This is a genomic window from Streptomyces sp. CB02261 (genome assembly GCF_001905665.1).
GTDB lineage: Bacteria > Actinomycetota > Actinomycetes > Streptomycetales > Streptomycetaceae > Streptomyces.
The window spans coordinates 711,273-733,924 of record NZ_LIVX01000004.1 but is presented as its reverse complement, the minus strand read 5'-3'; the positions used below and the strand labels follow the sequence as shown (position 1 = coordinate 733,924).

18 protein-coding genes and 1 pseudogene are annotated in these 22,652 nt (G+C 70.6%); 4 read left to right on the top strand and 15 right to left on the bottom strand.

Going from position 1 to position 22,652, the window contains the following annotated elements; translation table 11 throughout:
* Position 1 precedes the first annotated feature (1 nt).
* Complete coding sequence (locus tag AMK29_RS16690) at positions 2–946, bottom strand: ABC transporter substrate-binding protein (protein ID WP_073813488.1); 945 nt, start codon at positions 944–946, stop codon at positions 2–4.
* Positions 947–1,286: 340 nt separating this feature from the next.
* Between AMK29_RS16690 and AMK29_RS16685 the strand changes: the two genes are divergently transcribed.
* Entirely contained in the window at positions 1,287–2,717 is a 1,431-nt protein-coding gene (locus AMK29_RS16685; protein WP_241845409.1) for a pre-peptidase C-terminal domain-containing protein, read from the top strand.
* A 97-nt stretch (positions 2,718–2,814) separates the two neighbouring features.
* On the opposite strand, the gene AMK29_RS16680 is transcribed toward AMK29_RS16685, so the two are convergent.
* The 4 genes from AMK29_RS16680 to AMK29_RS16665 form a co-directional block, all read right to left on the bottom strand.
* On the bottom strand, positions 2,815–4,209 hold the full coding sequence (locus tag AMK29_RS16680; RefSeq protein WP_073813486.1) for an aspartate ammonia-lyase: 1,395 nt from the start codon (positions 4,207–4,209) through the stop codon (positions 2,815–2,817).
* A 146-nt stretch (positions 4,210–4,355) separates the two neighbouring features.
* On the bottom strand, positions 4,356–5,006 hold the full coding sequence (locus AMK29_RS16675; RefSeq protein ID WP_073813484.1) for a response regulator: 651 nt from the start codon (positions 5,004–5,006) through the stop codon (positions 4,356–4,358).
* Complete coding sequence (locus tag AMK29_RS16670; protein WP_241845407.1) at positions 5,003–5,692, bottom strand: sensor histidine kinase; 690 nt, start codon at positions 5,690–5,692, stop codon at positions 5,003–5,005. The genes AMK29_RS16675 and AMK29_RS16670 overlap by 4 nt, the downstream gene beginning before the upstream one ends.
* A 206-nt stretch (positions 5,693–5,898) precedes the next feature.
* Positions 5,899–6,804, bottom strand: a complete 906-nt coding sequence (locus tag AMK29_RS16665; protein WP_073813482.1) for a S41 family peptidase — start codon at positions 6,802–6,804, stop codon at positions 5,899–5,901.
* 57 nt (positions 6,805–6,861) lie between these two features.
* Between AMK29_RS16665 and AMK29_RS16660 the strand changes: the two genes are divergently transcribed.
* The gene (locus tag AMK29_RS16660) at positions 6,862–7,401 is read left to right on the top strand and encodes an ArsR/SmtB family transcription factor (RefSeq protein WP_073813480.1); all 540 of its coding nucleotides are present in this window, start codon (positions 6,862–6,864) and stop codon (positions 7,399–7,401) included.
* A 168-nt stretch (positions 7,402–7,569) separates the two neighbouring features.
* Here the strand turns inward: AMK29_RS16660 and AMK29_RS36170 are convergent, their stop codons facing one another.
* From AMK29_RS36170 to AMK29_RS36400, 3 genes are all read right to left on the bottom strand, one after another.
* Positions 7,570–7,992 carry a hypothetical protein gene (locus AMK29_RS36170; RefSeq protein ID WP_143202899.1) on the bottom strand — a complete coding sequence of 141 codons (423 nt, stop codon included), beginning with the start codon at positions 7,990–7,992 and terminating at the stop codon, positions 7,570–7,572.
* Between the two features lie 440 nt (positions 7,993–8,432).
* Positions 8,433–9,314: a DUF4394 domain-containing protein gene (locus tag AMK29_RS16655; RefSeq protein WP_073813478.1), complete on the bottom strand. Its 882-nt coding sequence runs from the start codon at positions 9,312–9,314 to the stop codon at positions 8,433–8,435.
* A gap of 123 nt (positions 9,315–9,437) precedes the next feature.
* Positions 9,438–9,635, bottom strand: a complete 198-nt coding sequence (locus tag AMK29_RS36400) for a hypothetical protein (protein WP_158071322.1) — start codon at positions 9,633–9,635, stop codon at positions 9,438–9,440.
* 373 nt (positions 9,636–10,008) lie between these two features.
* On the opposite strand from AMK29_RS36400, the gene AMK29_RS16645 reads away from it, so the two are divergent.
* Positions 10,009–11,061 (top strand): TerC family protein, encoded by a 1,053-nt coding sequence (locus AMK29_RS16645; RefSeq protein WP_073813878.1) that lies wholly within the window; start codon positions 10,009–10,011, stop codon positions 11,059–11,061.
* A gap of 569 nt (positions 11,062–11,630) precedes the next feature.
* A complete protein-coding gene (locus AMK29_RS36395; RefSeq protein ID WP_073813472.1) occupies positions 11,631–12,056 on the top strand; it encodes a hypothetical protein in 426 nt (141 codons plus the stop codon).
* 405 nt (positions 12,057–12,461) lie between these two features.
* Here AMK29_RS36395 and AMK29_RS37135 read toward each other — a convergent pair whose 3' ends face one another.
* From AMK29_RS37135 to AMK29_RS35055, 7 genes and pseudogenes are all read right to left on the bottom strand, one after another.
* Entirely contained in the window at positions 12,462–13,862 is a 1,401-nt protein-coding gene (locus AMK29_RS37135) for an aspartate aminotransferase family protein (protein WP_073813876.1), read from the bottom strand.
* 159 nt (positions 13,863–14,021) lie between these two features.
* A pseudogene (locus AMK29_RS37130) lies at positions 14,022–15,320 on the bottom strand (methylaspartate mutase); the annotation flags it as partial.
* Entirely contained in the window at positions 15,313–15,759 is a 447-nt protein-coding gene (locus tag AMK29_RS16620; protein WP_073813470.1) for a cobalamin-dependent protein, read from the bottom strand. The pseudogene AMK29_RS37130 and the gene AMK29_RS16620, both read right to left, overlap by 8 nt.
* 49 nt (positions 15,760–15,808) lie before the next feature.
* Positions 15,809–17,026, bottom strand: coding sequence for a fatty acid desaturase (locus tag AMK29_RS16615; protein ID WP_073813468.1), 1,218 nt, complete (start codon positions 17,024–17,026; stop codon positions 15,809–15,811).
* Between the two features lie 46 nt (positions 17,027–17,072).
* Complete coding sequence (locus AMK29_RS16610) at positions 17,073–18,596, bottom strand: pyridoxal phosphate-dependent decarboxylase family protein (RefSeq protein ID WP_198942253.1); 1,524 nt, start codon at positions 18,594–18,596, stop codon at positions 17,073–17,075.
* 149 nt (positions 18,597–18,745) lie between these two features.
* Entirely contained in the window at positions 18,746–20,023 is a 1,278-nt protein-coding gene (locus tag AMK29_RS36390) for an MFS transporter (protein ID WP_158071321.1), read from the bottom strand.
* A complete protein-coding gene (locus tag AMK29_RS35055; protein WP_079196909.1) occupies positions 20,020–22,650 on the bottom strand; it encodes an ATP-grasp domain-containing protein in 2,631 nt (876 codons plus the stop codon). Before AMK29_RS35055 ends, AMK29_RS36390 begins: the two co-directional genes overlap by 4 nt.
* Positions 22,651–22,652 lie beyond the last annotated feature (2 nt).

Below are 22,652 nucleotides of genomic sequence, written 5' to 3'. Positions count from 1 at the left end.
TCTAGTCCACCGCCGCGTTCTTGGTGGCCTTGGGGACGGCGATCGACGCGACGCCGTACTGGTTGTAGATCGCGGCGACGGTGCCGTCGTCGATGAGGGCCTGCAGGGCCTTGAGGATCGCGTCCGTCAGCTCGGGCAGGTCCTTGCTGACCGCGATGCCGTTGGGCGAGGCGTTGTAGCCTCCGGGGGCCGCCGGGTCCTCGACGAGGTCGAAGGCCGCGCCGTCGTCAGCGGTCTTGGCGACCCAGCCGGCGGCGGGCTTGGTGAGGACCTGGGCGACGACCTTGCCCGAGCGCAGGGCGAGCTGGGCGTCGGAGTCCTTGGGGAAGGTCTGGATGTCGATCTTCCCCTTGCCCGCCTTGGCGCAGGCCGCCTGGTGGCTCTTGAGCAGGTCGAGCTGGTTGGTCGCGGTCTGCACCGCGACCTTCTGCCCGCACAGGGTGTCCAGGGTGCTGATCTTGGACGGGTTGCCCTCGGCGACGAGGATGCCGGAGCCCGACTGCGAGTAGTCGACGAAGTCCACGACCTGCTGGCGGTCCTTGTTGTCGGTGATGGCCGACATCGCGACGTCGAACTTGCCGGCCTGGATGGCCGGGACGATGCCGTCGAACTTCTGCGGGGTGAAGGCGAACGTCACACCGAGCTTGCCGCCCAGCGCCTGGCCCAGGTCGTAGTCCAGACCGGTGAGGTCGCTCTCGCCCTCCTTCACGAACATCTCGAAGGGCGGGTAGGGAACGTCGGTGGCCACTCTGACCTTGCCGGCCTTCCTGATCGCCTCGGGCAGCATGTCGTGCAGGGTCTGGTCCTTCTCGACCTCCACACCGGCGACGGAGACCGTGCCGGCCGCGGCGGGGGCGGGCCCGTCACCCCCGCAGCCGGAGAGGGAGAGAAGCGCTGTGGCCGCTATGGCGGCAGCCGCCGCGCGGTGGGCAGGACGCGTGGTCATCGGGGTGATCCTCTCGAGGATTCTTCGCCGGCGGGTTCTGGCCGCCGGCCACAGCGGAAAAATTACAGATCAATCCCCGCTCTGGCTAGATGTAACTCGCGTTACGTTCACGTAACGCGGTCTTCCAGGCCTCCAGCACGGCATTTCACACCGGTTTGGTACGAGATTCTGGCGCTCCGTCAGGAGGAGAGGAGTCCAGACGGACTTACATCTTCCCGTTCCAGCGAATGGCTTGTATGTTCCGCTACCAACCCGATGAGCCCGCGCCGGAACCCGTCGTCCCGACGGCGTCCGTTCCGCGGTGCTGCACGCGACCCACCCCCACCTCCCTGGAGCACAGATGACCTCACGTCTCTCACGGGCGAGCGCGCCGCTCGCCGTCGCCCTGCTCGCGGTCACCGCGGCCGTGACGATCCAGCAGCCCGCCCACGCCGCCGCGGACAGGATCCGGCTGGGCAGCACGTCCGACGTGAGTCGCACGTCGTGGAACGGCCCCGCGTTCACGATGAACGGCGCCGGCGGCGTCGTCGCGGCCTCCATGGCCCGGGCGGTCGACGCCATCCGCGGGGGCACCGGCAGCATGGATGTCGTCGTCCTCTCCGGGTCGGCCCCCACCTCGGGCAGCAGGACCCCCGAGTGCGACGCCGTCATGGGCCTGACCGGCGTGAACTCGTGTACGACGTGGACGCTCACCACGGCCGGCGACGGGAACAACAGCCAGGTCAACACCGACGTCCGCAACGCCGAGTTCGTCTACTTCGCCGGCGGCGACCAGTGCCGGTACGCCGCGTGGAAGGGAACCGCGCTCGAGGCCTCCGTCGAGTCCGTGGTGGCCAAGGGCGGCGGGTCCGGCGGCGGGAGCGCCGGCCACCACATCAACAGCCCCGTCGTCTACGACGCGTGCAACGGCAGCGTCACCAGCGCCGAAGCCCTCGCCAACCCCTACGACCGCGCCATCAGCTTCACCACCGGCATGTTCCAGTGGGCCGACTACGGCGGCGTCGTCAACGACTCCCACTTCGTGACCCGCGACCGCATGGGCCGTACCATGTCCTTCCTCGCCCGCGCGGTGAAGGACGGTCTCACGACAGGGGGCGCCGCATGGGGCGTCGGAGTCGAGGAGGGCGGCGGCTCGCTGTTCATCGACCGCAACGGCCTGGCCACCCAGTACGGCAAGGACGCCTATGTGGTCCTCGCCGACCACCAGCCCGAACAGGCCGTCGACCGCAAGCCCCTGACGTACTCCGGCTTCAAGATCTGGCGCCTGACGCCGGGCGCCACGTTCGACTTCAGGAACCGGCCCACCTGCGGGTACTACCTGCGCAGCGTCACCGGCGGAGTGGCCGACGCCAACCTCTACAACGGCACGCCGGTGACCGACTGCGGAGGCCAGAGCGGCGGCACCACGCTCGCCGAGAGCGAGCCGAACGACACCCGTGACACGGCCGACGACGCCACCGCCCTGCCCTCCCCCGGCACCCTGACCGGGAGCATGAAGTCCACCAGCGACCGCGACTACTTCAAGGTCGGCCTGGCATCCGGCCAGACCGCCACCGTGAACTGCGCCGTCCCCGCCGCGTACGACGCCGACCTGTACTGGCTGGACTCGGCGGGCAGCACCCTCGCACGCTCCGTCGACGACGGCGCCGGCACCGACGAGTCCCTCACCTTCACCAGAACCGCCTCCGGCAGCGGCACCTACTACGTCGACGTGGAGGCCTACAGCGGCAGCGGAACCGCCCCGTACACCTGCACGCTGACCAAGAGCTGACGACAGCGCCGGGTCCGCGCCCCGCATCCGGCGCGCGGACCCGGCCACCCGGCTCGCGGATCCCGGCCCGGCACTCCCGGGCCGGGGTCCGCGCGGCCTACTGCGGATGGGCGAGCTTCCAGGGGTCGAGCCGCACGTCCAGCTCCTCCTCGGTGAGCAGTCCGCTCCCGGCGGCCAGGGCGCGCACGGACAGCCCTGTGTCCACGCACCGGCGCGCCAGTTCGGTCGCCCGCTGATAGCCGACGACCGGATTCAGCGCCGTGGCGAGACCGGCCGACCCCTCCACCGACGCGCGAAGCCGCTCCTCGTTCGCCTCGATCCCGCTCACGCACCGCTCCGCCAGGACGCGGCAGGCCGCCTCCAGACGGTTCGTCGAGTTCAGGAGGTGGTGGACCATCAAGGGCTCGAAGGCGTTCAGCTGGAGCTGCCCCGCCTGGGCCGCCATGGACACCGAGGCATCGGCTCCGACGACGTCGAAGCACACCTGGTCGACCGCCTCGGGGACGACGGGGTTCACCTTGCCCGGCATGATGCTCGACCCCGCCTGCAGCGCGGGCAGCCGGAGTTCCGCCAGGCCGGCCCTCGGTCCGGAGGCCAGCAGTCTGAGATCGTTGCAGATCTTCGCCAGGCGTAGGGCGAACTGCTTCAAGGAGCCGGAGAGCTGCAGGAATCCGCCCACTCCCTGCGTGCTCTCGACGGGGTGGCGGGCCGGACGGACGGGGGCCGACGTGATCGTCGCCAGATGCCCCACGGCGAGTTGCGCGAATCCGGCGTCGGCATTGAGGCCGGTCCCGATCGCGGTTCCCCCGAGATTGACTTCGAGCAGCGCGGAGGTGGCCCGCGTGACGAGCGACGCGTCGTCGCGCACCGTGAGGGCGAACGCGTCGAACTCCTGCCCGAGGGTCATCGGCACGGCGTCCTGGAGCTGCGTCCTGCCGAGCTTCACGACCTTGGCGAACGCGCCGCCGCGCTCGGTGAAGGCGTTCGCCAGGACGCTCATCGCGTCCAACAGGCGCCCCGCGGCGGCGTACAGCGCGAGCTTGGCCGCCGTCGGGTACACGTCGTTGGTGCTCTGGGAGCGGTTGACGTCGTCGTTGGGGTGCAGATGGGCGTAGGCGCCGCGCTCGTGACCGAGCAGCTCCAGGGCGCGGTTCGCGATCACCTCGTTGACGTTCATGTTCGACGAGGTGCCCGCACCGCCCTGGAACACGTCCACCACGAACTGGTCGTGCAGACGTCCGTCGCGGACCTCTCGGCATGCCGCGACGATCGCTTCGACCCGGTCCCGCGGCAGGGTTCCGAGGTCGCCGTGGGCGAGAGCGGCGGCCTCCTTCACCTCGGCGAGGGCGATCACGAGCTCCGGATGGGCGGACAGCGCGATGCCCGTGAGCGGGAAGTTCTCGACCGCCCGCAGGGTGTGTATGCCGTAGTGGACGTGCGCCGGCACGCCTCTCTCCCCGATCAGGTCGTGCTCCACGCGTACCGAATCCACATTCGCCCCTTTGCTGAAGTCCCGTGGGAGGACGCCACCACGGCACCCGTGTCAGTATCAGGCATTACACATCGACATTTCAATGGCGTTTCTGAATCCTGTGTTACGGGGTGCCGCCGTACCCACCCGTCACCGAGTGGCGGGGCTCAGGGAGTGAGGCCGGCGTCGCGGGCCAGAAGCGCGGCCTGGACCCGGTTGGTGACGGCCAGGGTGGCCAGGATGCGGCTCACATGGGATTTCGCGGTGCTCTCCCGCATGCCGAGCGCGTTCGCGATGTCGGCGTTGGTGGCCCCCTCGGCGAGCAGCGCCAGGACGTCCGTCTCGCGAGGGGTGAGCCGGTCGATCCGGGTCCGGGCCTGCGCGGTCCGAGGGCGGTCGGTGCGGTGGAAGCGGTCGATGAGGCGGCGGGCGGCGGCGGGATGGAGCACGGCGGACCCGGCAGCGACGAGGTGGACGGCGCGCAGGATCTCGGCGGGTTCGGTGTCCTTGAGGAGGAAGCCGTCGGCGCCCGCGGCCAGCGCGTCGTAGACATAGGCGTCGAGGTCGAAGGTGGTCAGGGTGATGACCCTCGGCGGGTGGGGAAGGGCGCGCAGTCGCGCGGTGGCGGTGATGCCGTCCATGCGGGGCATACGGACGTCGACGAGGGCCACGTCGACGTGGTGGGCGGTGGCCAGTTCGACGGCGTGCAGGCCGTCGGTGGCCTGGGCGACGACTTCGATGTCGTCGTCGCCGTCGAGGAGGTCGGTCAGACCGAGGCGTACGAGAGCGTCGTCGTCGACGACCATGGCGCGGATCACGTGCGGGGACCGTTCTGTTCGGCGACGGGGTGAGGGATACGGGCGGCCAGCCGCCAGGCCCCGGCGCCACCGGGTCCGGCGGTCAGATGCCCGCCGAGTGCTTCGACCCGCTCGCGCAGACCGACCAGACCGAACCCCGAGGGCACCGCACGGGCACCGGTGGCAGGGGGGTTCGTGACCTCGATGAGCGTGGCGGGCGGTCCGTAGTCGACGCGGACGGGGGCGTCGGGGGCGTGCTTGCGGGCGTTGGTCAGTGCTTCCTGGGCCAGGCGGAGGACGGCCAGCCGATGGGCGGCGGGGGCCTGCTCGGGCCTGCCCTCCACGGCCGTGTCGATGACCTGCCGCCCGCCCGTGCCTCCTCGATCATCTCCTCGACATCGCGCAGGACCGGAGCGGGCCGGTCGGTCACGAGCCGCTCGTCGGTGGTGCGCCAGCACGTCGCGCAGGTCGGTGAGGGCGTCCGTGGACGCCGTACGCAGCAGGGTCAGGCGCTCGACGACGGGAGCGGGCAGGGTGTCCCTTCTCGTGGCCAGGACGCCGGTGTGCAGGGCGATCAGGCTGAGCCGGTGGGCGAGCACGTCGTGCATCTCGGCGGCGATCGCTGACCGTTCGGCGCCGCGTGCCGCCTGCTCGCGCAGTTCCCGCTCGATCCTCAGGTGCTCGACCTGCGCGTGCAGCGCCTGCACCAGGCGTAGGCCGTCTTCCTCTCCCGATTCGTCCCCGTCGTACCCACCCTCATCGCGAAGAGGCCACCCCGCTCTCTGCCGACAGGTCCTGCCGGGGGCCGCGGCTGATCTCGGCCCGCAGACGAAGGCGACCGCTCCGGCCCCCATCGCCGACCTCGGCGTCCTGGGGGCTGAGCACCATGCTGTCGGAGGTGAGCCGGGCCGGGTCAGCCTGCCAGTCGGGCGAGGGCCAGCGCGTGCGCGTGATCGAGGGAATCAGCAGCCGCGCAAGGGATGTCCGGCTGCACACCGGTGCCCTCCCAGTTCGTGCGGGAGACGGGGTTGACGGCGCGACCGAAGGGGATGGTGGCTTCCAGGTGGGGGTGCACCGTCCAGCCCTTGCACGGGTGCGCGCCGCCGCGGGTGCGCTCGCCGACGATCACGGCGCGGCCGAGCTGCTGGAGGTCGTACGCCAGCTCTTCGGCGGCGGAGAAGGTGCTGCCGCTGGACAGCACGTACAGCGGCTTGCTGCCGCCGAAGCGCGCGCCGGGAACCTGCGGCTGGCTCCAGGATTGCTCTCGGCGCTCGCCGCCGCGCCAGTACATGGTGTTGAGGTGGGTGCGCTTGTCCAGGAGGTGGCTGCAGACGAAGGCGACCGTGTCCGGGTCGCCGCCCCGGTTGGCGCGAACGTCCAGGATCAGGGCCTGGGCGCGGGAGACCAGGGTGAGCGCGGCGCTCAGCGGTTCGGCGGCCCACTCCAGCGGGAAGAGCATCGGCGCCAGCTCCACCACGGCGACCCCTCCGTCGAGCAACTGCACCCGGGGCGCACCGCCCAGCGAGGTGTCGAAGTCCCGGCGCATGGCGTCCCGGGTGGCCGCCCCCTGCTCCGGGGACACCGGGTCGGCGTGGTGCTTCAGCCTCAGGTGTCGGTCGCCGTTGACGGACTGCAGGTCCGCGGTGACCAGGCGGGCGAGCTCCTCGGCGTCCTCGACGTCGTAGGCGCCCTCGGTGAGGCGGCGTTGCAGCAGGCCGGCGAGCTGCTCGCCTATCTCGGGAAAAACGTAGTGCTCGGTCAGCAGCCGGGCGGTCTCGTCGATGACAGGGGCGGGCGCAAGCTTCGTAGGCGTTGTCATGGCACGGAGTAGAGCACCCCTCTTGCGAAAGCGTCAAAGAGTTTAGACACTTTGGATATGCGTGATCAGCCTTCCTTTCCGCCGCCTCCTGAGGACGTCCTGGAGATCGGTGCGCCTGAGCAGTTCGCGGCGCTCGCCCACCCGCTGCGGCAGCGGCTGCTCTTCGCCCTGGGCCACCGGCCTGCCACCACCAGCCAGCTCACGGCGCAGCTCGACGCGAAGAAGGGCAACGTGGCCCACCACCTCAAAGTGCTCCGTGAAGCCGGGCTGGTCCATGTCACCGAGACCCGTCAGGTCCGTGGCGGCACCGAGCGGTACTACCAGCGCACAGCCCGTCACATGGTCGTCGCCGAACCCCAGGCGGCGGGCACCGCCGCGATGCTCGCCGCGGTCGCCCAGGAGCTGGACCGCTCCCCCGCCGAGACCCACCTGACACTGCGCCACCTGCCTCTCAGCCCCGCGAAGGCAAGAGAACTCGGCGAGACCCTCACCCGACTGGTCGACGAGGCCGAGGAAGAGGAGGACCAGCCCCTGCACGGCGTGTTGGTGACGCTCTACCAGCAGGCCCTACCGACCGGTACCACCGATCCCGCGTAGCGGCACCAAGCGCACGAGACAGCACACCAGCTCGCCCCCCAGCCGGAGCTCCGTACGGAAGGCGACGCGGTCGATCCGCTTCGTAGGCCGCTTCTGCGCCGGCGGAACGAAGGCGCGGTGCAGGGGCTCCCGTGTCAGCCGTCGCCGACCGGGAACAGGAACACCGGGTTATCCGGCAGCCATGTCGGGTCCGGGCAGGAGCGTCTCATCGAGGTGATAGCCGAGAAGCTGCAGGCCACGAACGACGGCGACGGCCTGTCGACGGCGCTCGATGATTTCTGCCGGCTCCTGCTCCTTGGCGGTCCGAGCGGGACCCGCATCGGATCCAGGGTCAGGAGGGGGCGGGGTGACCGCGCTCACGGCATCCCAGGCTTCGCGGGCGATGCGCTCCGCCGTGGCGTCGTCGATGCGACGGTCGCCCCCAGCCGGAGCACCATCTGTCGCAGGTTCCGAGGAACCAGGAGGGCCGCCGGCGCTTCGCGGAAGGCGGTTCCCTTCCGCACCCGTACCGCTCAGGTAGGCCTCGATGGCGGAGCGAGCCGCGCGAACCTCGGCCGGCTCAACCGGGTCCCCTTCCGGTTCTGTCGTCATGAAGGCACCGTACGTGCCGACCAACGGTGTGCCGCGCGGCGCCACGCCCCCGGCCCGAACTCAGGGGAGCCCACGGTGAGCGGCGCGACACATCGCGCGTGGGGCCGTCGGGGTCGGTCTTCGACCAAGTTCGTTGCTTGCTGGTTCGGTTGCTGCCGCCAGCACCGGTCGCTTCCAGACCTCTTCCCTACTGCGCGACCTCCAGTCCGCGCACTTTCACCATGTCCGTTGCGCGGGCGCGGGCACCGCGTCCTGGAAGCAGCAGACGAGCGAAGGCAGGAGTACGTTCTGCCAGCCCAGGATCCGGATCTCGGGTCTTCCCGGTTCGCGGCGTACCTCGATGCCGGGCACAGAGGTCCCCTGCCAGCCGTCGTCGGACGCATGCGTACGGGGTGGGCCGGGGGCGGGCTCGGGCAGCCCGTCCCCGGCGTCCGCTCCGGTCAGTGCTGGTCGAGCGGGAGGGCGACGTCGACGACCTGGCGCGCGGTGGGGAAGGCGCCGACGAGGTCGGCGCGGCCGTTGAGGACGTCGACCTTGTAGAAGCGCTGCTTTCCGTCGGCGGTCAGGGCGGCGAAGCCCTGGTTGGAGCCGTTGGAGGCCTTGTAGTAGATGTCGAATCCGGCCGAGGGACCGGCGTTGACGCCGAGGCCGCCGGTGGGGGCGAGGGTGCCGGCGTTGGCCGGTGACTGCAGCGAGACGCGGTCATTGGTGGTGTCGATGTCGAACAGCGTGGTGGCCGTGGCAGCGTTGAGGTCGTTGTTCGTGTACGCGGCGCCGGTGACGCCGAGAGCCGTCGAGGGCGGCATGGTCGGGTTGGTGAGGGTGCCGTCGACGGTGGTGGTCTTCGGGGCGGCCGGGTCGTCGATGTTGTGGCGCAGGTTCTGGCCGGTGTCGCTGATGACGCGCAGGCGGTTGGCGGCGGGGTTGAAGTCGACCCCGAAGTGCTTCCCCTGCAGCGCGACGGTCAGCCGCGAGACCTTGACGGCCTTCGCAGCGCTGCTGATGGTGTAGATGCCGCCCTTTTCGCCGACGCCGTACAGCTTGCCGTTCTGGACGCGGAAGTCGATCCCGACCAGCGTGGTGTCACCGGTGAGGCCGGAGACCTTGCCGAGCGCCCAGGTGTCGCCCGGGTTGGAGACGTGGAAGCCGACGAGGCGCTGGTCCGAGGTCAGGCCCACGCTGACCAGACCGTGTCCAGCAGCACGCTCTCCGGGGACGAACGGGTCGGTGCCCCCAGCCATCGCCGAGGCCAGCGCGGGAGACAGCAGGGAAGCGGCCACCGCGGCAGCGGCCACAGTGGTGATACCGAGTCGAGCACGCACGAGAGAACTCCGATCGATCCAGTGGCCCGCATCTTCTGTGAGGCGAGTCCGCAGGTCCTTCGACGCCCCGCCAGCTGGGGATCGGTACCGGAGCGCACGACCCCTCTAACGGCCGCAATAGTCCTACCGCCCCGGCCACCCCCTCTCCCCCTTGCCGGACTGCGGCCTCGGCGGCCCCGGCACCGGCGCTGGAGGCGTCGGAGTCTCCTGCCAGGAGACGTTGCGCCGGTAGCCGTAGTGCTTGAGGACGTCGTACGGGTTCTCCTGAGCCTGGCGCTGCCGCTTGAGGACCGGGTCGTTGCTGAGGGGGAACGGCAGCATGACGGAGCCGATCAGAACCTCGGCAGTCGTCTTGCTGCGCTGCCGCGGTTGGCGATCGAGCGGCACGATGTACCAGAGCTGCGACTCCAGATCATCCGGAACAGGGAGCCCTCGTCCGTCTCGGGAGCCGTGTGCTTCAGGCCTGTGATCAGGGCCGTCATGGCTCTGTTGCCGAGTCGTTCGAGGTCGATGTCCACGGTGGGCAGGGACGGAAGCATGAGCCGACCGACCCCGGCATGTCCCGACCGGTCTCACTGACGTCGCCGGGCACGTCCCAGCCGCGTTCGTGCCACGTGCTTTCGGGCGAGTAATGCCGGACACTCCTGTATAAGGGCTGACTCTTTTTGGCGTGGCCCGAGTGAGGATGTTCGGCGTGCTCGATGTCCCGTTCTGGTTGTGGGGGGCGTTCGCCGCGACAGTGATCGTGTCGCTGGCGGTGGATCTGCTGTCCCACCGCACCGCGCACGTCATTCGTTTCAAGGAAGCTGCCGCCTGGAGCGGCCTTTGGGTGGGCCTCGCCGTCGTCTTCGGCGCGGTCGTCTTTCTCGTCCTCGGCGCCACTGCCGGCACCGAGTACACGACGGCCTGGTTGCTGGAGAAGAGCCTGTCGGTCGATAACCTCTTCGTCTTCGCCGTGATCTTCGCCTACTTCAAGGTGCCACGTGCTTACCAGCACCGCGTGCTGTTCTTCGGCGTCATCGGCGCGCTCCTCTTTCGCGGGATCTTCCTCTCCCTCGGCGTGGCCGTGGTCAGCCGCTTCACCGCCGTGCTGTTCGCCTTCGCGGCGGTCCTCTTCTACAGCACCTACAAGCTCCTCAAGGATGAGGAGGAGAGTTTCGACCCGGGCAAGAGCTTCGCCGTGCGGCTGCTCCGCAAGTTCATCCCGGTGCGGGACGAGTACGCCGGGGCGAAGTTCTTCGTCAAGGAAGCCGGCAAACGGGTGGCGACCCCCCTGCTCGCGGTGGTCGCCGCGATCGAGGCCGCCGACCTGATCTTCGCCGTCGACAGCGTCCCGGCCGTCCTAGCCGTCAGCGATGACGCCTTCATCGTCTATACCAGCAACGCATTCGCCATCCTCGGCCTGCGAGCCCTCTATTTCATGCTCGTCGGGCTCCTGGACCGCTTCCACTATCTGAGCAAAGGGCTGGCGATCATTCTCGCCTTCATCGGTGTCAAGCTCGTCCTACAGGCATCCCACAAAATGATCAGTCCCAGCATCCCCGAAATCCCCTCACCGATCAGCCTCGCAGTGATCATCGTCGTCCTGGCAGGATCTGTGATCCTCAGCCTCAGACGACCCGCCCCGGCAGGCGCCGTGGAACGGACGGGGGAAGAGACGGGCGCCTCCGAGATCGGGCAGCCCAGCTCGCCGGATGCGGAAGACAATCCTGATCCCTCGGACGGCTCATCAGGTCAGGATGCTTGATCCATCCGGCGCTTCACCAAGGATTCGGCAGAGCACTTCCGGACACACCGGGACGGGCTTATTGTAAAAAGATGGTCAAAATAAAGCGCAAGCCCAAAACGTACGTGTGCCCTACATGCATGCAAGCGGTGCCGGCCGCGGTTCATCGCCACAAAACCCTCGGCGTATTCGTCCCCCTGTGGGGCCCGAGTGCGTGTCAAAACCGCGACTGCCCCGACTTTCGCCTGGACCCCCACCGCAAGCACCCTCCGGCCCGGTGACGACAGCCGGCCCTGACGAGCCGCGCCGGGAATCGCCACTGGCCGTATCGTTCGCCGCCGAGCGGTCGCGGGGCATCCCGAGACGGCCGGCCGCACGGGGCGTTTGATCATAGTGACAACGCCGACCGCCAGCACAGGGCCGAGGACCCCTGGGCTGTTCTTGTAAGGCGGGAGAAGTCTTTTCGCTACCGATCGCGGTGGGCGCGAGTTCGAGTGTGACTGCCCGGCCGGGTGATCTTTCGGCTGCCTGGGTATCAAGCCCTGGATATCGGGCCAAGGGTGATCGGCGAGCGAGGGGGAGGACGTCGAATGGGGGCAGCGGACGAGCAGGATCATGAGGACGGTGAAGGCTGGCTGACGAAGGCAGAAGTCCGGGAGATCTGGCCGCAGATCAGGCCGAGCAGCATCAGGGCCGTGGCGCGGGCCAACAGCGTACGTACCTCGGCCGCGCCCTACCCGGACCTGACCAGCGAGCCGACGTACCACGCGGCCGACGTGCGCCAGGTGGCCGCGCGGATCGCCCGGGGTGAGGCCGAGGTCGAGCCCTGGCAGCGCGCGGACTCCGCCGCCGCACGCGACGACGCCACACCCGGCCCACCGGTCCGGGAGCCCGTCAGTTGGGGGGCCGAGAACGTGCCGGGGCTGATCCTGCTGGCAATCGTCGTGGCGCTGATGCTCTGGGGTCTGACCGCTCCCGACAACCACGGCACGGTGACGGACTTCGTGCGACGCTGAATGCGCCGAGTACGCTGACCAGCGGGTTGCCGAAGGGGCGGGCAGCCGGAGCGCTACCGAGGCGTCGGGCCGTGATCCGGAGCCGACCGCCGGGATTCATCGCGGGACGCCGGCCACCGTCTCAGGGCGCTCACGAACCGCTCTCGCGCGGCTTCCGCCTCCTGGGAGCTCGGCACTCGCCACCCCGGCCGCGAAGACGCGCGGAGGGGATCCGCTGCACCCGCCTCCACGACGCCTCCCCGGAGGGGCAACGCTCCCTGACCTGGTGCAGGAGCGTTGTCCCCTGCCAAGCGCACCGGCCCCCGCCCGGGGACCGGGCGGGAGACGGAGCGGGGCCGGGGCCGGGGCCGGACCGGGACAGTTCGGTACGGCCCACACCTCGCGCCCTCGGCTGCGTTCGGGGGGTCAGCCCACGTACTTGTCGGCGGCGTACAGGGCCTGGTCGAGAATGGCCAGCCCCTCACGGGCCTCCTCGTCGGTGATGGTGCACGGGGGAACGACGTGGATGCGGTTGTAGTTGTACACCGGCCACATACCGCCCTCCTTGCACGCCGAGACCACCTCGTCCACAGGGCGGGCCAGATCACCGCCGGCGGCGTACGGGACGAGCATCTCGCGGCTGTCCCGGTCGCGGACGAGTTCCACGGCCCAGAACACGCCGAGCCCGCGCACCTCTCCGACCGACGGGTGCCTGTCGGCGATCTCGCGCAGTCCCGGGCCGATGACCTCCGCTCCCACGCGCGCGGCGTTCTCGTTGACGCCCTCCTCTCGCATCGCGGTGATGGTGGCCACCGCGGCGGCGCACGCCAGGGGGTGGCCGGAGTAGGTGAGACCGCCGGGGTAGGCCACGTCGCGGAAGGTCTCGTGCACCGCGTCGGAAAGGATGACCCCGCCGAGCGGCACGTAACCCGAGTTGACCCCCTTGGCGAAGGTGATCAGGTCCGGGGTGACGTTCCAGTGGTCGACGGCGAACCAGGCGCCCGTACGGCCGAAGCCGGACATGACCTCGTCCGCGATGTAGAGGATGCCGTACCGGTCGCAGAGCTCCCGGACCCCGGCGAGGTAACCGGGCGGGGGGACCAGGATCCCGGCGGTGCCGACGACCGTCTCCATCACGATCGCCGCGATCGTGGACGGCCCCTCGAACATGATGACCTGCTCGAGGTGGGCCAGGGCGCGCGCGCACTCCTCGGCCTCCGTGGTGGCGTGGAAGTGCGAGCGGTACAGGTAGGGGCCGAAGAAGTGGGCGACGTTCCCGGACGCGCTGCCGGAGTTCTCGTTGGCCCAGCGGCGTGGATCGCCGGTGAGGCTGATCGCGGTCGCCGTCCCCCCGTGGTAGGAGCGGTACGCGGAGAGGACCTTGGGGCGCCCGGTGTGGATGCGGGCCATGCGCACGGCGTGTTCGTTGGCCTCGGCCCCGCCGTTGGTGAAGAACACCCGGTTGAGGTCGCCCGGTGCGATCTCGGCTATCAGCCGGGCGGCCTCGCCGCGCTTGTCGTTGGCGAAGGTCGAGGCGATCATGCAGATCCGGTCGGCCTGTTCCTTGATGGCGGCGACGACCTTGGGGTGCGCGTGACCGATGTTCAGGTTGATGAACTGCGAGGAGAAGTCGAGGTAGCGCCTGCCCTCGTAGTCCCAGAAGTGACGGCCCTCTCCCCCGGCGACCGGCATCGGGTTCACGGCACCCTGCGCGGCCCAGGAGTGGAACAGGTGGGCCCGGTCGTCGGCGACGACGCGGGCGCCGGCCTCCGGGTCGGGCAGACCGGCGGGGAGAGGGGCGGCCGGGCCGGATGCGGTGGTCGTCATGGGTACCTCGATCGGTGGTAGGGAGAACGATGTGCGAGAGGGGTCGGGGGGCGGGGACCGGTGTCCGCCGGAGGGCCGGGGGCCGGGCAGGAACAGCGACTTCTCCTTGGCGAGGAAGTAGTGGATGTCGGCGTGGACCGCCGCCATCCGGCTGCGCGGCGGGGTCTTCTCGGCCGCGCGCAGCTGCGCGGCCTGGTGGCGCAGCACCGCACCGGAGAAGGGGAGGTTCCCGCTGCTTCCGTACCGGACGGCGCCTTGGGCGTCGCGACGCGGCACGATCTCGGAACGGGCGTGGACGCTGGCGCTGAACGGGATGTCGAGCCTTCCCTCCCGGAAGGCCCGTTCGATCCCCTCGAAGAGACCGCCGGCCTGGAGGACCGGTTCGACGAGCTCGGACACCTCGCGCTCGATCCAGTGCTGTTCCTCGGCGACGCGGTCCTCGTCCACGCGGACGAAGTCCAGCAGATCCGATGCCCCGAGTGCCGTCGTACGCAGTCCGGAGGCGTTCGCGGCCGCGTCGGGGATCCCGTGCGCCTCCTGCACCGTCTTCGTGATCACTCTGGTGGCCCCGCCGAGCCGGGCGGTCAGCCCGCCGAGCAGGATGAGGCCACCGGCGAACTCGGGGGTGGTGGGGAAGACTCCCATGAACTCGTGGAGGACGGGATACACCTCCACGTCCGCGCCCAGGTAGCGGCGAGCCAGCCTGCGCACGGCGCGCAGGGCCGCGATGTCCTGGTGGACCTCCCCGCCCTGGGGGTAGGAGATCGACAGACAGCGGACGCCTTCCGTGACGGCGGCGATCCCTTCCAGGAGCGTCATGGCGAGGCTCACCGACGGCGGGATGAGCACGGCGGTGAGCGTGCCGAAGAGCTCCCGGTCGACGACGACTCCAGAGCGCGCGAGTGCCCCGCACACGGCATCGACCCGCTGCCACGCCCGCAGGGAGCGGGAGAGCGGAACGTCCTTGGAGTAGGGCAGGTTGTAGCCGATGCCGCCGCCCTCGAAGGAGGTGATGCCCGAGGCAAGGGAGACGGCGAACAGTTCGCGCGGATCCGGTGAGCCGTGGCGTACCTCCAGGGGCACGCCCACCGTCTCGACGAGCTCCCGGCCCCGTCGCCACCCGTGGCTGACCAGCGGGTAGCCGTTCAGCTCGGTCGGGTCGCGGAGCAGGACGTCATGCGCCGCGCGGAACTTCCTCAGCCTCGTGTGCGAGTCGACCGTGACGGAGAGGATGTCCGGGCCCGCACCCTCCAGTTCGCGCAGCAGTTCCCGCATCGGCTCGTGGCCGCCCACCCCGCAGCGTGGCTGGAGGGCGGGGCGGTCCCGGGCCTCGGCGGCGCGCAGCACGTCGACCACCCTCGGCAGGGTGGGCGAGGCGAGGTGGGCCACGACGTCGGGCCAGTCGGGAAGCGAGGCGGCGACGTCGGGGTCCAGCTCGAGTGCGTCCAGATCAGCCATGCTGGAGTTCGGCCGCCTTGCCCGTGCTCCGCAGCCGGTCGAGCAGCAGCACGATCTCGTTGCCGTCGCTCAGGATGTGGTCGACCCCCAGGTCCCGCAGGCGCCGCAGGTCCGCCTCGGTCGTACGGCTGCCCACGGACAGGTTGCCGCCGACGATCACCGGGAGGCCGAGCCGGCCGGCGGCACGCAGCCTCGGCAGGTCACGGAAGTCGTGGTGGGCGTGTCCGTTGAGGCTGCCGATCAGCACGGCCTCGGCCTGCGGGTGCGCGTCCACCGCGTCGGCGAACTCGCCGAGCGGGGTGCAGACGCCGAGGTTGACCACGGTGAAGCCGTAGTCCCGCAGTTGCAGGGCGATGAGCTGGTTGGCGACGGCGTGGGCGTCGCTCTCGGCGACGCCGAGGACGACGAGGCGTTCACCCTCGCCTGGCAGCGCGTGCATCGGCAGCTTCCTCTCGGATTCCGGTGTCCTGCGGACCCGGGTGTGGTCGTCAGTCTTCGAATGCCATGAACAGGGCACGGTGGTTGACCTCGACGAGCCGGTCGGGGTCGAACTCCTCGGGGTCGGCCGTCCGCAGCGAGTCGAAGACGTGGTCGATGGCCGGGACCAGCCCCCACACCTCGTGGTACGAAGGCCAGCCGGGTGCTCCGCGGCGGTGGTCCTCCTCCCTCGCGAAGAGGTACGAGGCCCATTCCCGGCTCATGGGGTAGCGGTGGTGGTAGTCGTGCACGACCGTGTCCCCGGTGAGGACGAGGTAGCGGGACGGGAAGTGGACGAACAGCATGCGGAACCACCAGCGTGCCCAGGCCGCGTGGCGGCGCGGCGCCGGAAGCCGCGGCGAGGGCGCCCGCTCCCCGACGAAGATCGCGTTGGTGAGGCTCGCGAAGTACTCCCGGCCGCGGCGGGGCGTCTGGTGCGGCTGCGGGAAGCTGTGCTTCACGCAGAGCCGGAAGACGTTGCTGATCTGGAAGAACAGGGTCATCGGCAGGACCCAGGCGACGAGGAACGGCACCCACACGCCGAGCACCGTGACGGCCGCCGCGAGGAGCGCGTACGCCAGGGTGGTGCCGGCCCGCCAGGCGGGCGGGGCGTAGGTGTAGTACGAACGGACCCGGGCGACCAGGAAGCGGGCGTGGAACCAGGGCGAGACGCACACGCCCAGCACTCTGCGCCACATTCGGCCGCGGCTCATGCCGGGCCGCAGCTTCAGGGTCACCAGGAAGGCCTGGACCGTGGGGTCACGCGTCGTCATGTGGTGCAGGGCGTGGTGATCGCCGACGTGTTCGGCGCTGTAGCGGTCGAAGTCCTGGATCATGAGCGCGGCGGCGATGAGCCGGCCCACCAGTCCGTCCCGCTTCCGCCTGCGCCACATGTTCTGGTGGGCGCACTGGTGGTAGATCATCATCCGCAGGTTCCGGGCGCCGTGCAGGACGGCGGCCCAGCCGGGCACCAGCAGCACGAGCAGCGGACCGCCGACCGCGAGCCCGGTCGTGCTGAGGGCCAGGCCGAACGCGCACGAGACGAGGGCGTTCACCAGGTGCCGGGTGGCCGTGTGGTGGACGGCCGGCTGTCCCGCGTACGGCCGACCGGTCAGCAGGGTGAGCGGCGCGGCGAACACACGCGGCAGCACCTGCATGGATTCGCGTACGGGGTCCGGCTCGCCAGGGCCGGCCGGGGGCGCCGTACGCGGGGCGTTCACCTCGGGCATTTCCGTTCTCTCTCCACTGGACTCTCCCGGTGCGTGACGTGACGCGTCACGCCTGCTCTCCGGTCTCCTGCTCCTCCGCGGCGGCGAGCAGGTCGTCCAGGACGCGGTCGAGCTGTTCCGGGGTGGTCTCGGGGTTGAGCAGCATCAGCTTCAGGTAGACGCGGCTCACGCCGTCCTCGCCCGTGATGTGCGTGCGAGCGATGAGGGAACGGCCTTCCTCCATCAGCCGGCGGCGCAGACGTCCGTTGAACGCGTCGGCCTCGGCGTCACCGCCCTGCGACGGGAGGCAGCGGAAGAGCACCGAGGTGAGCGGCGGCTCCGCGAAGAGTTCGAGGCGTGCCTCGCGGTCGATCCGCTCCGCCGCGTACCGTGCCAGGTCGTGGCAGGTGTCCACCATGGCGGCCATGGTCCGGGCGCCGAGGGTGCGCATCGTGACCGCGATCTTCAGTGCGTCGGACCGGCGGGTGGTCTGCAGGGAGCTGCCCTGCAGACCGATGAAGCCGGCGCAGGTGTCGTCGTCCGCGCTGAGGCAGGTGGTGGGCTGCAGGCCGAAGGACAGCAGCGTCTCGGCCCTGCGGACCAGGAGCACGGCCGAGGAGGCCGGGGACCAGCCGAACTTGTGCAGGTCCACGGTGATCGAGTCGGCCTCGGCCAGGCCGTCGAGGAGACCGCGCAGGCGGGGCGAGAAGAGAGCACCGGCGCCGTACGCCGCGTCGGCGTGCAGCCAGACGCCGTGGCGGCGGGCGACGGCCGCCAGCTCCGGCAGGGGGTCGACGATGCCGAGGTCGGTGGAGCCGGCCACCGCGACCATGGCGACGGGGATCCCGTCCTCGGGGAGCTCGCGGAGGATCCGGTCGGCTTCCTCGGGGATCATCCGGCCGGCCTTGTCCACCGGGACGGTGACGATGTTGTCCTCGCCTATGCCGAGGAGCCGCACCGCCCGCTCGATGGAGAAGTGGACACCGGCGGGGCAGAGGACCACGGGCTGTCCGGCGCACGCCCGCAGTCCGCCGCGGAAGGGGTACTCGCCGGTCTTGTCCGCCAGGACGGTGTCCCTGGCCATGGTCATCGCCATGAGGTTGGACACGCTGCCGCCGGGCGTGAGGGTGCCTCCTGCCTCGTCGGGGTCGTAGCCGGCGAGCTCGGCCAGCCGGGCGACGACCCAGCGGTCGAGCTCCAGGGCGAAGGGGCCGCTCTCCCACGCGTGGAGGGACTGGTTGAGCACCGCGGCGACCAGCTCGGCGACGGCGGCCGCGTCGATCGGCGGCGGCTGCATGCGGGCGAGGGCGGCCGGGTGGGTGAGGTCCGCCGACCACTGCGCGTACGGGCGTACGAGCTCGGCCAGGGCCGTCTCGGGGGCGCTGCCGTCCTCCGGCAGCAGGGGGCCGGCCAGTGCCTCCCGGGCGGCGGCCCTGGCTCCCTCGGGGCCGCCGGCGGCCACCGGTCCGGTGCGCTGTGCCGACACTTCCTGGAGGATGTCGAGGGCCGCGTTCATCAGGGTCCGGACGCTCTCCAGACCGGTGGCGGTTCCTGCGGTCCGGAACAGAGGTCCGGATGCGGACGTGGACACGGGGATCTCCTTGCGATGGGGGTGTGCCGTGCTCGGGACGAGGACGGCGTACGGCGATGACGGGAGAGCAGGGGACGGGCTCCCGCGCGGGGCGGTGGCGTCCGGGGAGCGGACCGGGCGCCACCGCGCGGTGATGAGGAGCGGGCGGGTCACGCCCTCTCGTCGACCGGCTCCGCGGTCGGCTGGGCGGGAAAGTCCTTCAGCTGGGGCACGGGCGAGAACACGATCCAGAGCATCGCGGTCAGGAAGCCGAAGGCCGTCACGTACAGGGTGTCGCGCAGGCCGATCGCGTCGCCGAGGAGTCCGCCGGCCAGGGCGCCGAGCGGCAGCGGCCCCCACGCGATGAACCGGCAGCCCGCGTTCACCCGGCCCAGCAGGCGGTCCGGGGTGATCGCCTGGCGCAGGCTCACGACGTGGATGGTCGACATCGTCGAGCCGATGCCGCAGCAGGCGAAGGCCGTCACGTACATCGCGTACGACAGCGGTCCCGTCCCGGGTGCCAGCGGGACGAGGAGCGGGGCCGCGCAGCACAGCACCAGTTCGGCGACCACGGCCCGGCCGAGGCCCAGCCGGTTCTTCAGCCAGGTCGCGGCGACCGCTCCCACCAGCGAGCCGACGGCGCCCACGCCCAGGACGAGGCCGATGGTGCCGGGGTTCATCCCCAGTTCCCGGGCCGCGTACAGCACGAAGACGGTCTGCAGGGACATCCAGCAGAAGTTGTAGGTGCCGGCCTCCAGGGCGATGGCCCGGATGGAGCCGTTGCGGAGCACCACGCGCAGCCCCTCGGCGATGCTCCGGGCGGTGGAGGTCTTCTCGTCGGGGACGTCCGGGGCGGGCTCCGGCCGCCGGATGGCGAGCAGGCTCGCCACGGAGACGACGTACGAGAAGGCGTTGGCGAGCAGGGCGACCGGTGCCGTCAGCAGGCCGACGAGCAGGCCGGCGAAGCCGGGTCCGCCGATCTGCGCCAGGGAACTGCTGGCCTGGAGCTTGCTGTTGCCCTCCACCAGGTGCTCCCGCTTGATGAACGAGGGCAGGTAGGACTGGTAGGAGACGTCGAACAGCACGGTCAGCACGCCGACGAGCAACGCCGTCACGTAGAGGTACTCGATCGTCAGCAGGTCCAGGTAGGCGCAGAGCGGGACGCTCCCCACCAGCAGGCCCCGCCCGATGTTGCTCCAGATCATGAGGGGCCTGCGGCGGCGCCGGTCGACCCAGACCCCGATGAACAGGGTCGCCCCGAGGAAGGGGGCGAAGCCGGCCGCGTTGAGCAGTCCCAGCTGGGTGGACGACGCCTGGAACTGGTAGACCGCCGCGAGCGGGAGCGCCAGCTGGGTGATCTGCGCTCCCATCAGCGAGACCGATTCGCCGCCCCAGAGTTTGAGGAACTCGCGGTCCCGCCACAGCCCGGCGGGGCGTGGGGCGTTCACGCCTCGTCCGCCGGCTCGTCGGTGACGTGGTAGCAGCAGCCGATCTGGGCCCCGTTGGACATGCTGACGATGCCGACCCGCGGGTCGGGCGTACCGCGCACCAGCATCCCGGAGTAGGTGCCGCCGACCATGAGCACGCCGTAGGCGACGACCATGCGCTCGAAGCCGAGGCCGTCCTCGGCAAGGAAGCGTTCGGCGACGGGCAGCACGCGCTCCTGGACGACGAACGGTCCGCCGACCGCGCCCCTGATGTGCTTCTCCCATTCCTCCTGGTCGACCGACCAGCCCGGTATGACGCCGACCCCGCCGTACAGCAGCGTGGGCTTGAGCGCCAGGGAGTCCTTGTGCGCCAGGACGTACGGGAGCAGGTCGACGGTGTCGCCGTCGCGGTGCACGGTCTCGTCGCGCAGGAAGCGGGTCCAGGGCAGGATCCGTTCCACCAGGGCGAGTTCGTCGGCGGTGAAGGCGTCGCGGTTGCGCTCGTCGCTGAGCATGGCGAGGCTGCCCTTGTTGCCGTACAGCTCGCAGTCCAGTCCGGCGAACAGGAAGGTGTCCCCGGCGTGGACCGCGTCGAGCAGGGGGTCGACCAGATCGCGGCTGCGCTGCTCGTCGGCCATCTCGCCGGGCAGGAAGATCCGGTACACCACGTCCACCTTGCGTCCGTGGACATGGGGGACGCCGTCGCGGTAGTCGAACTCGGCGAGGCTGCACACCACGGCGTCGAAGCCGTGACGGAGCCAGTCGGGGACGACGAAGTCCAGCCACGGCTTGGTGTAGGTGTAGCCGTCGGGCCATTCGGTGAGGGCGAGGACCGGACGCGCGGGCAGCTCGAACCCCGCGTCGGCGGCCTCGGCGCGCAGCACGCCGGCGATCCTCCCGATGGGGTCCGGATGGGTCAGGCGCTCCTCGTGGGCGAAGTCCTGGAACGCCCTGTTGCGGTCCGCCGGGCGTGAGAACTCGCCCATCTGCCAACCACCGAGGGAGCTTCCGGTGTTGAGTTCCATCAGCTTGAAGCCGCCCGGCTCGCGGTACATGTCCGCCCGGGACATGGCGGGCATCCGGCGCCCCGCCCCCCGCATCACCAGATCGACCTGGGTGTCCGTCATGCCGACGGCGCGGGCGAAGGCACGGCGGTCGCCGTCGAAGAGGCGGTCGGGAATGGTGGTCAGCAGTTCGAACAGGCCGTTGAGGTCGGCTTCGAGCCGGACGCGGTCCGAGGAGTCGAGGAAGACCGGCCTGTTCAGCGCCTTGCCGCCACCCGCTCCATAGCTGTTCCAGTCATTGCGCAGCTCCGGGACGACCATGTGCGCCGCTTCCCGCTCCGCCGCCAGGTAGCGCCGGGTGACCGGGTTCTCCAGGAGCGCCCCGAGGCCGTCGTGGGGGGATCCGCCGAGGACCGGCCGGATCTCGGCCTCCGCCCGGTCGAGCGCGACGGTGCAGGTCGTCTCGTCGTCGCCGGTCGCGATGACGGCGGCGGTCCGGGGGGTGAGCGCCTTCGGCGGCAGCAGGAGTTCGTCTCCCGGGGCGGCCAGCGGCACCACGTCCGTCACGCCGGGGACCTCGTCCGCCCGCCCGAGCTCCAGTCGTTCCAGGACGCCGTCGTACGACGGGTAGAGGAACCTCACCTCGGCGTACCGCTCGTGCCGGGGGGTCAGGTCGGGGGTACGGCCGGATGCCAGCGCCGCTCCGGCGACCGTCAGATCGATGCCGCGGGCCAGGGTGCCGACGTACGGGATCAGGTCGCCTCCGAGACGGCCGTTGAGCTCGATGAGACGGCAGCCGGAGGGAGTCAGGCGGATCTCGGTGTGGGTGATCCCCCGGTCGATGCCGAGGGCCCGGTGGGCCGCCCTGACGAGGGTGTCGACCTCTTCGGCCCACGGCTCGTGCCGCCAGGGGCCGACCAGGTGGCCGACCTCCTCGAAGGCGGGGTCGAAGCCGAGGCGCTTGCGGGCGACGAACACCGGCTCCGCCTCGCCGTCGACGACGCAGCTGTCCACGCTGATCTCCGGCCCGGTCAGGTATTCCTCGACCAGCACGCCCCGTTCCGTCCGGATGCCGGGGAACGTGGTGCCGGCCACCAGGGCGTAGGAGTGCGCCAGTTCGGACGCGGCGCGCACCAGCGTCACCCCCATGCTGCCGGCGAGGGAGCGGGGCTTGAGCACGACCGGGTAGCCGATCTCGTCCGCCGCGGCGGACGCCTCCTCCGCGCTGTGCACGAGACGGTGCCTGACGCCGGGCAGACCGGCCCGGTCCAGCAGGGTCCGGGTGGTGTACTTGTCCCGGCAGGCCTCGGCGGCCGCGGCGGAGAGGTGGGGCATGCCAAGCTGCTCGGCGACCCGGGCCGTGGCGATCAGCGAGAGCTCGTCCCAGGTGAACAGACCGGCCCGGGGGCCGGCCTCGTCGGCCTCCGCCGCTTCCGCGTGCAGCTCCTCGACCGCCTGGCGCAGCGTCTCCGCCCGGGTGGTGTCGGCTATCCGGAAGGAGGCGATGTAGGGCTTCTCCCAGGTGAGTTCCTGAGAGGTCACCAGGGAGATCTCGTACTCACGGGCCAGGGAGGCCATCGCGTACTCGCGGTAGGCCTTCAGTCGGCTGCCCACGACGACGAGTCGGGGTCGGCGCTCTTGCATCC

Bases quoted from the DNA above. Each gene is read 5' to 3' on its own strand.
- AMK29_RS16690 (WP_073813488.1), bottom strand. From the start codon at position 946: ATGACCACGCGTCCTGCCCACCGCGCGGCGGCTGCCGCCATAGCGGCC.
- AMK29_RS16685 (WP_241845409.1), top strand. From the start codon at position 1,287: ATGACCTCACGTCTCTCACGGGCGAGCGCGCCGCTCGCCGTCGCCCTG.
- AMK29_RS16665 (WP_073813482.1), bottom strand. From the start codon at position 6,804: ATGACAACGCCTACGAAGCTTGCGCCCGCCCCTGTCATCGACGAGACC.
- AMK29_RS16660 (WP_073813480.1), top strand. From the start codon at position 6,862: ATGCGTGATCAGCCTTCCTTTCCGCCGCCTCCTGAGGACGTCCTGGAG.
- AMK29_RS36170 (WP_143202899.1), bottom strand. From the start codon at position 7,992: ATGACGACAGAACCGGAAGGGGACCCGGTTGAGCCGGCCGAGGTTCGC.
- AMK29_RS36400 (WP_158071322.1), bottom strand. From the start codon at position 9,635: ATGCTGCCGTTCCCCCTCAGCAACGACCCGGTCCTCAAGCGGCAGCGC.
- AMK29_RS36395 (WP_073813472.1), top strand. From the start codon at position 11,631: ATGGGGGCAGCGGACGAGCAGGATCATGAGGACGGTGAAGGCTGGCTG.
- AMK29_RS37135 (WP_073813876.1), bottom strand. From the start codon at position 13,862: ATGACGACCACCGCATCCGGCCCGGCCGCCCCTCTCCCCGCCGGTCTG.
- AMK29_RS16620 (WP_073813470.1), bottom strand. From the start codon at position 15,759: ATGCACGCGCTGCCAGGCGAGGGTGAACGCCTCGTCGTCCTCGGCGTC.
- AMK29_RS16615 (WP_073813468.1), bottom strand. From the start codon at position 17,026: ATGCCCGAGGTGAACGCCCCGCGTACGGCGCCCCCGGCCGGCCCTGGC.
- AMK29_RS35055 (WP_079196909.1), bottom strand. From the start codon at position 22,650: ATGCAAGAGCGCCGACCCCGACTCGTCGTCGTGGGCAGCCGACTGAAG.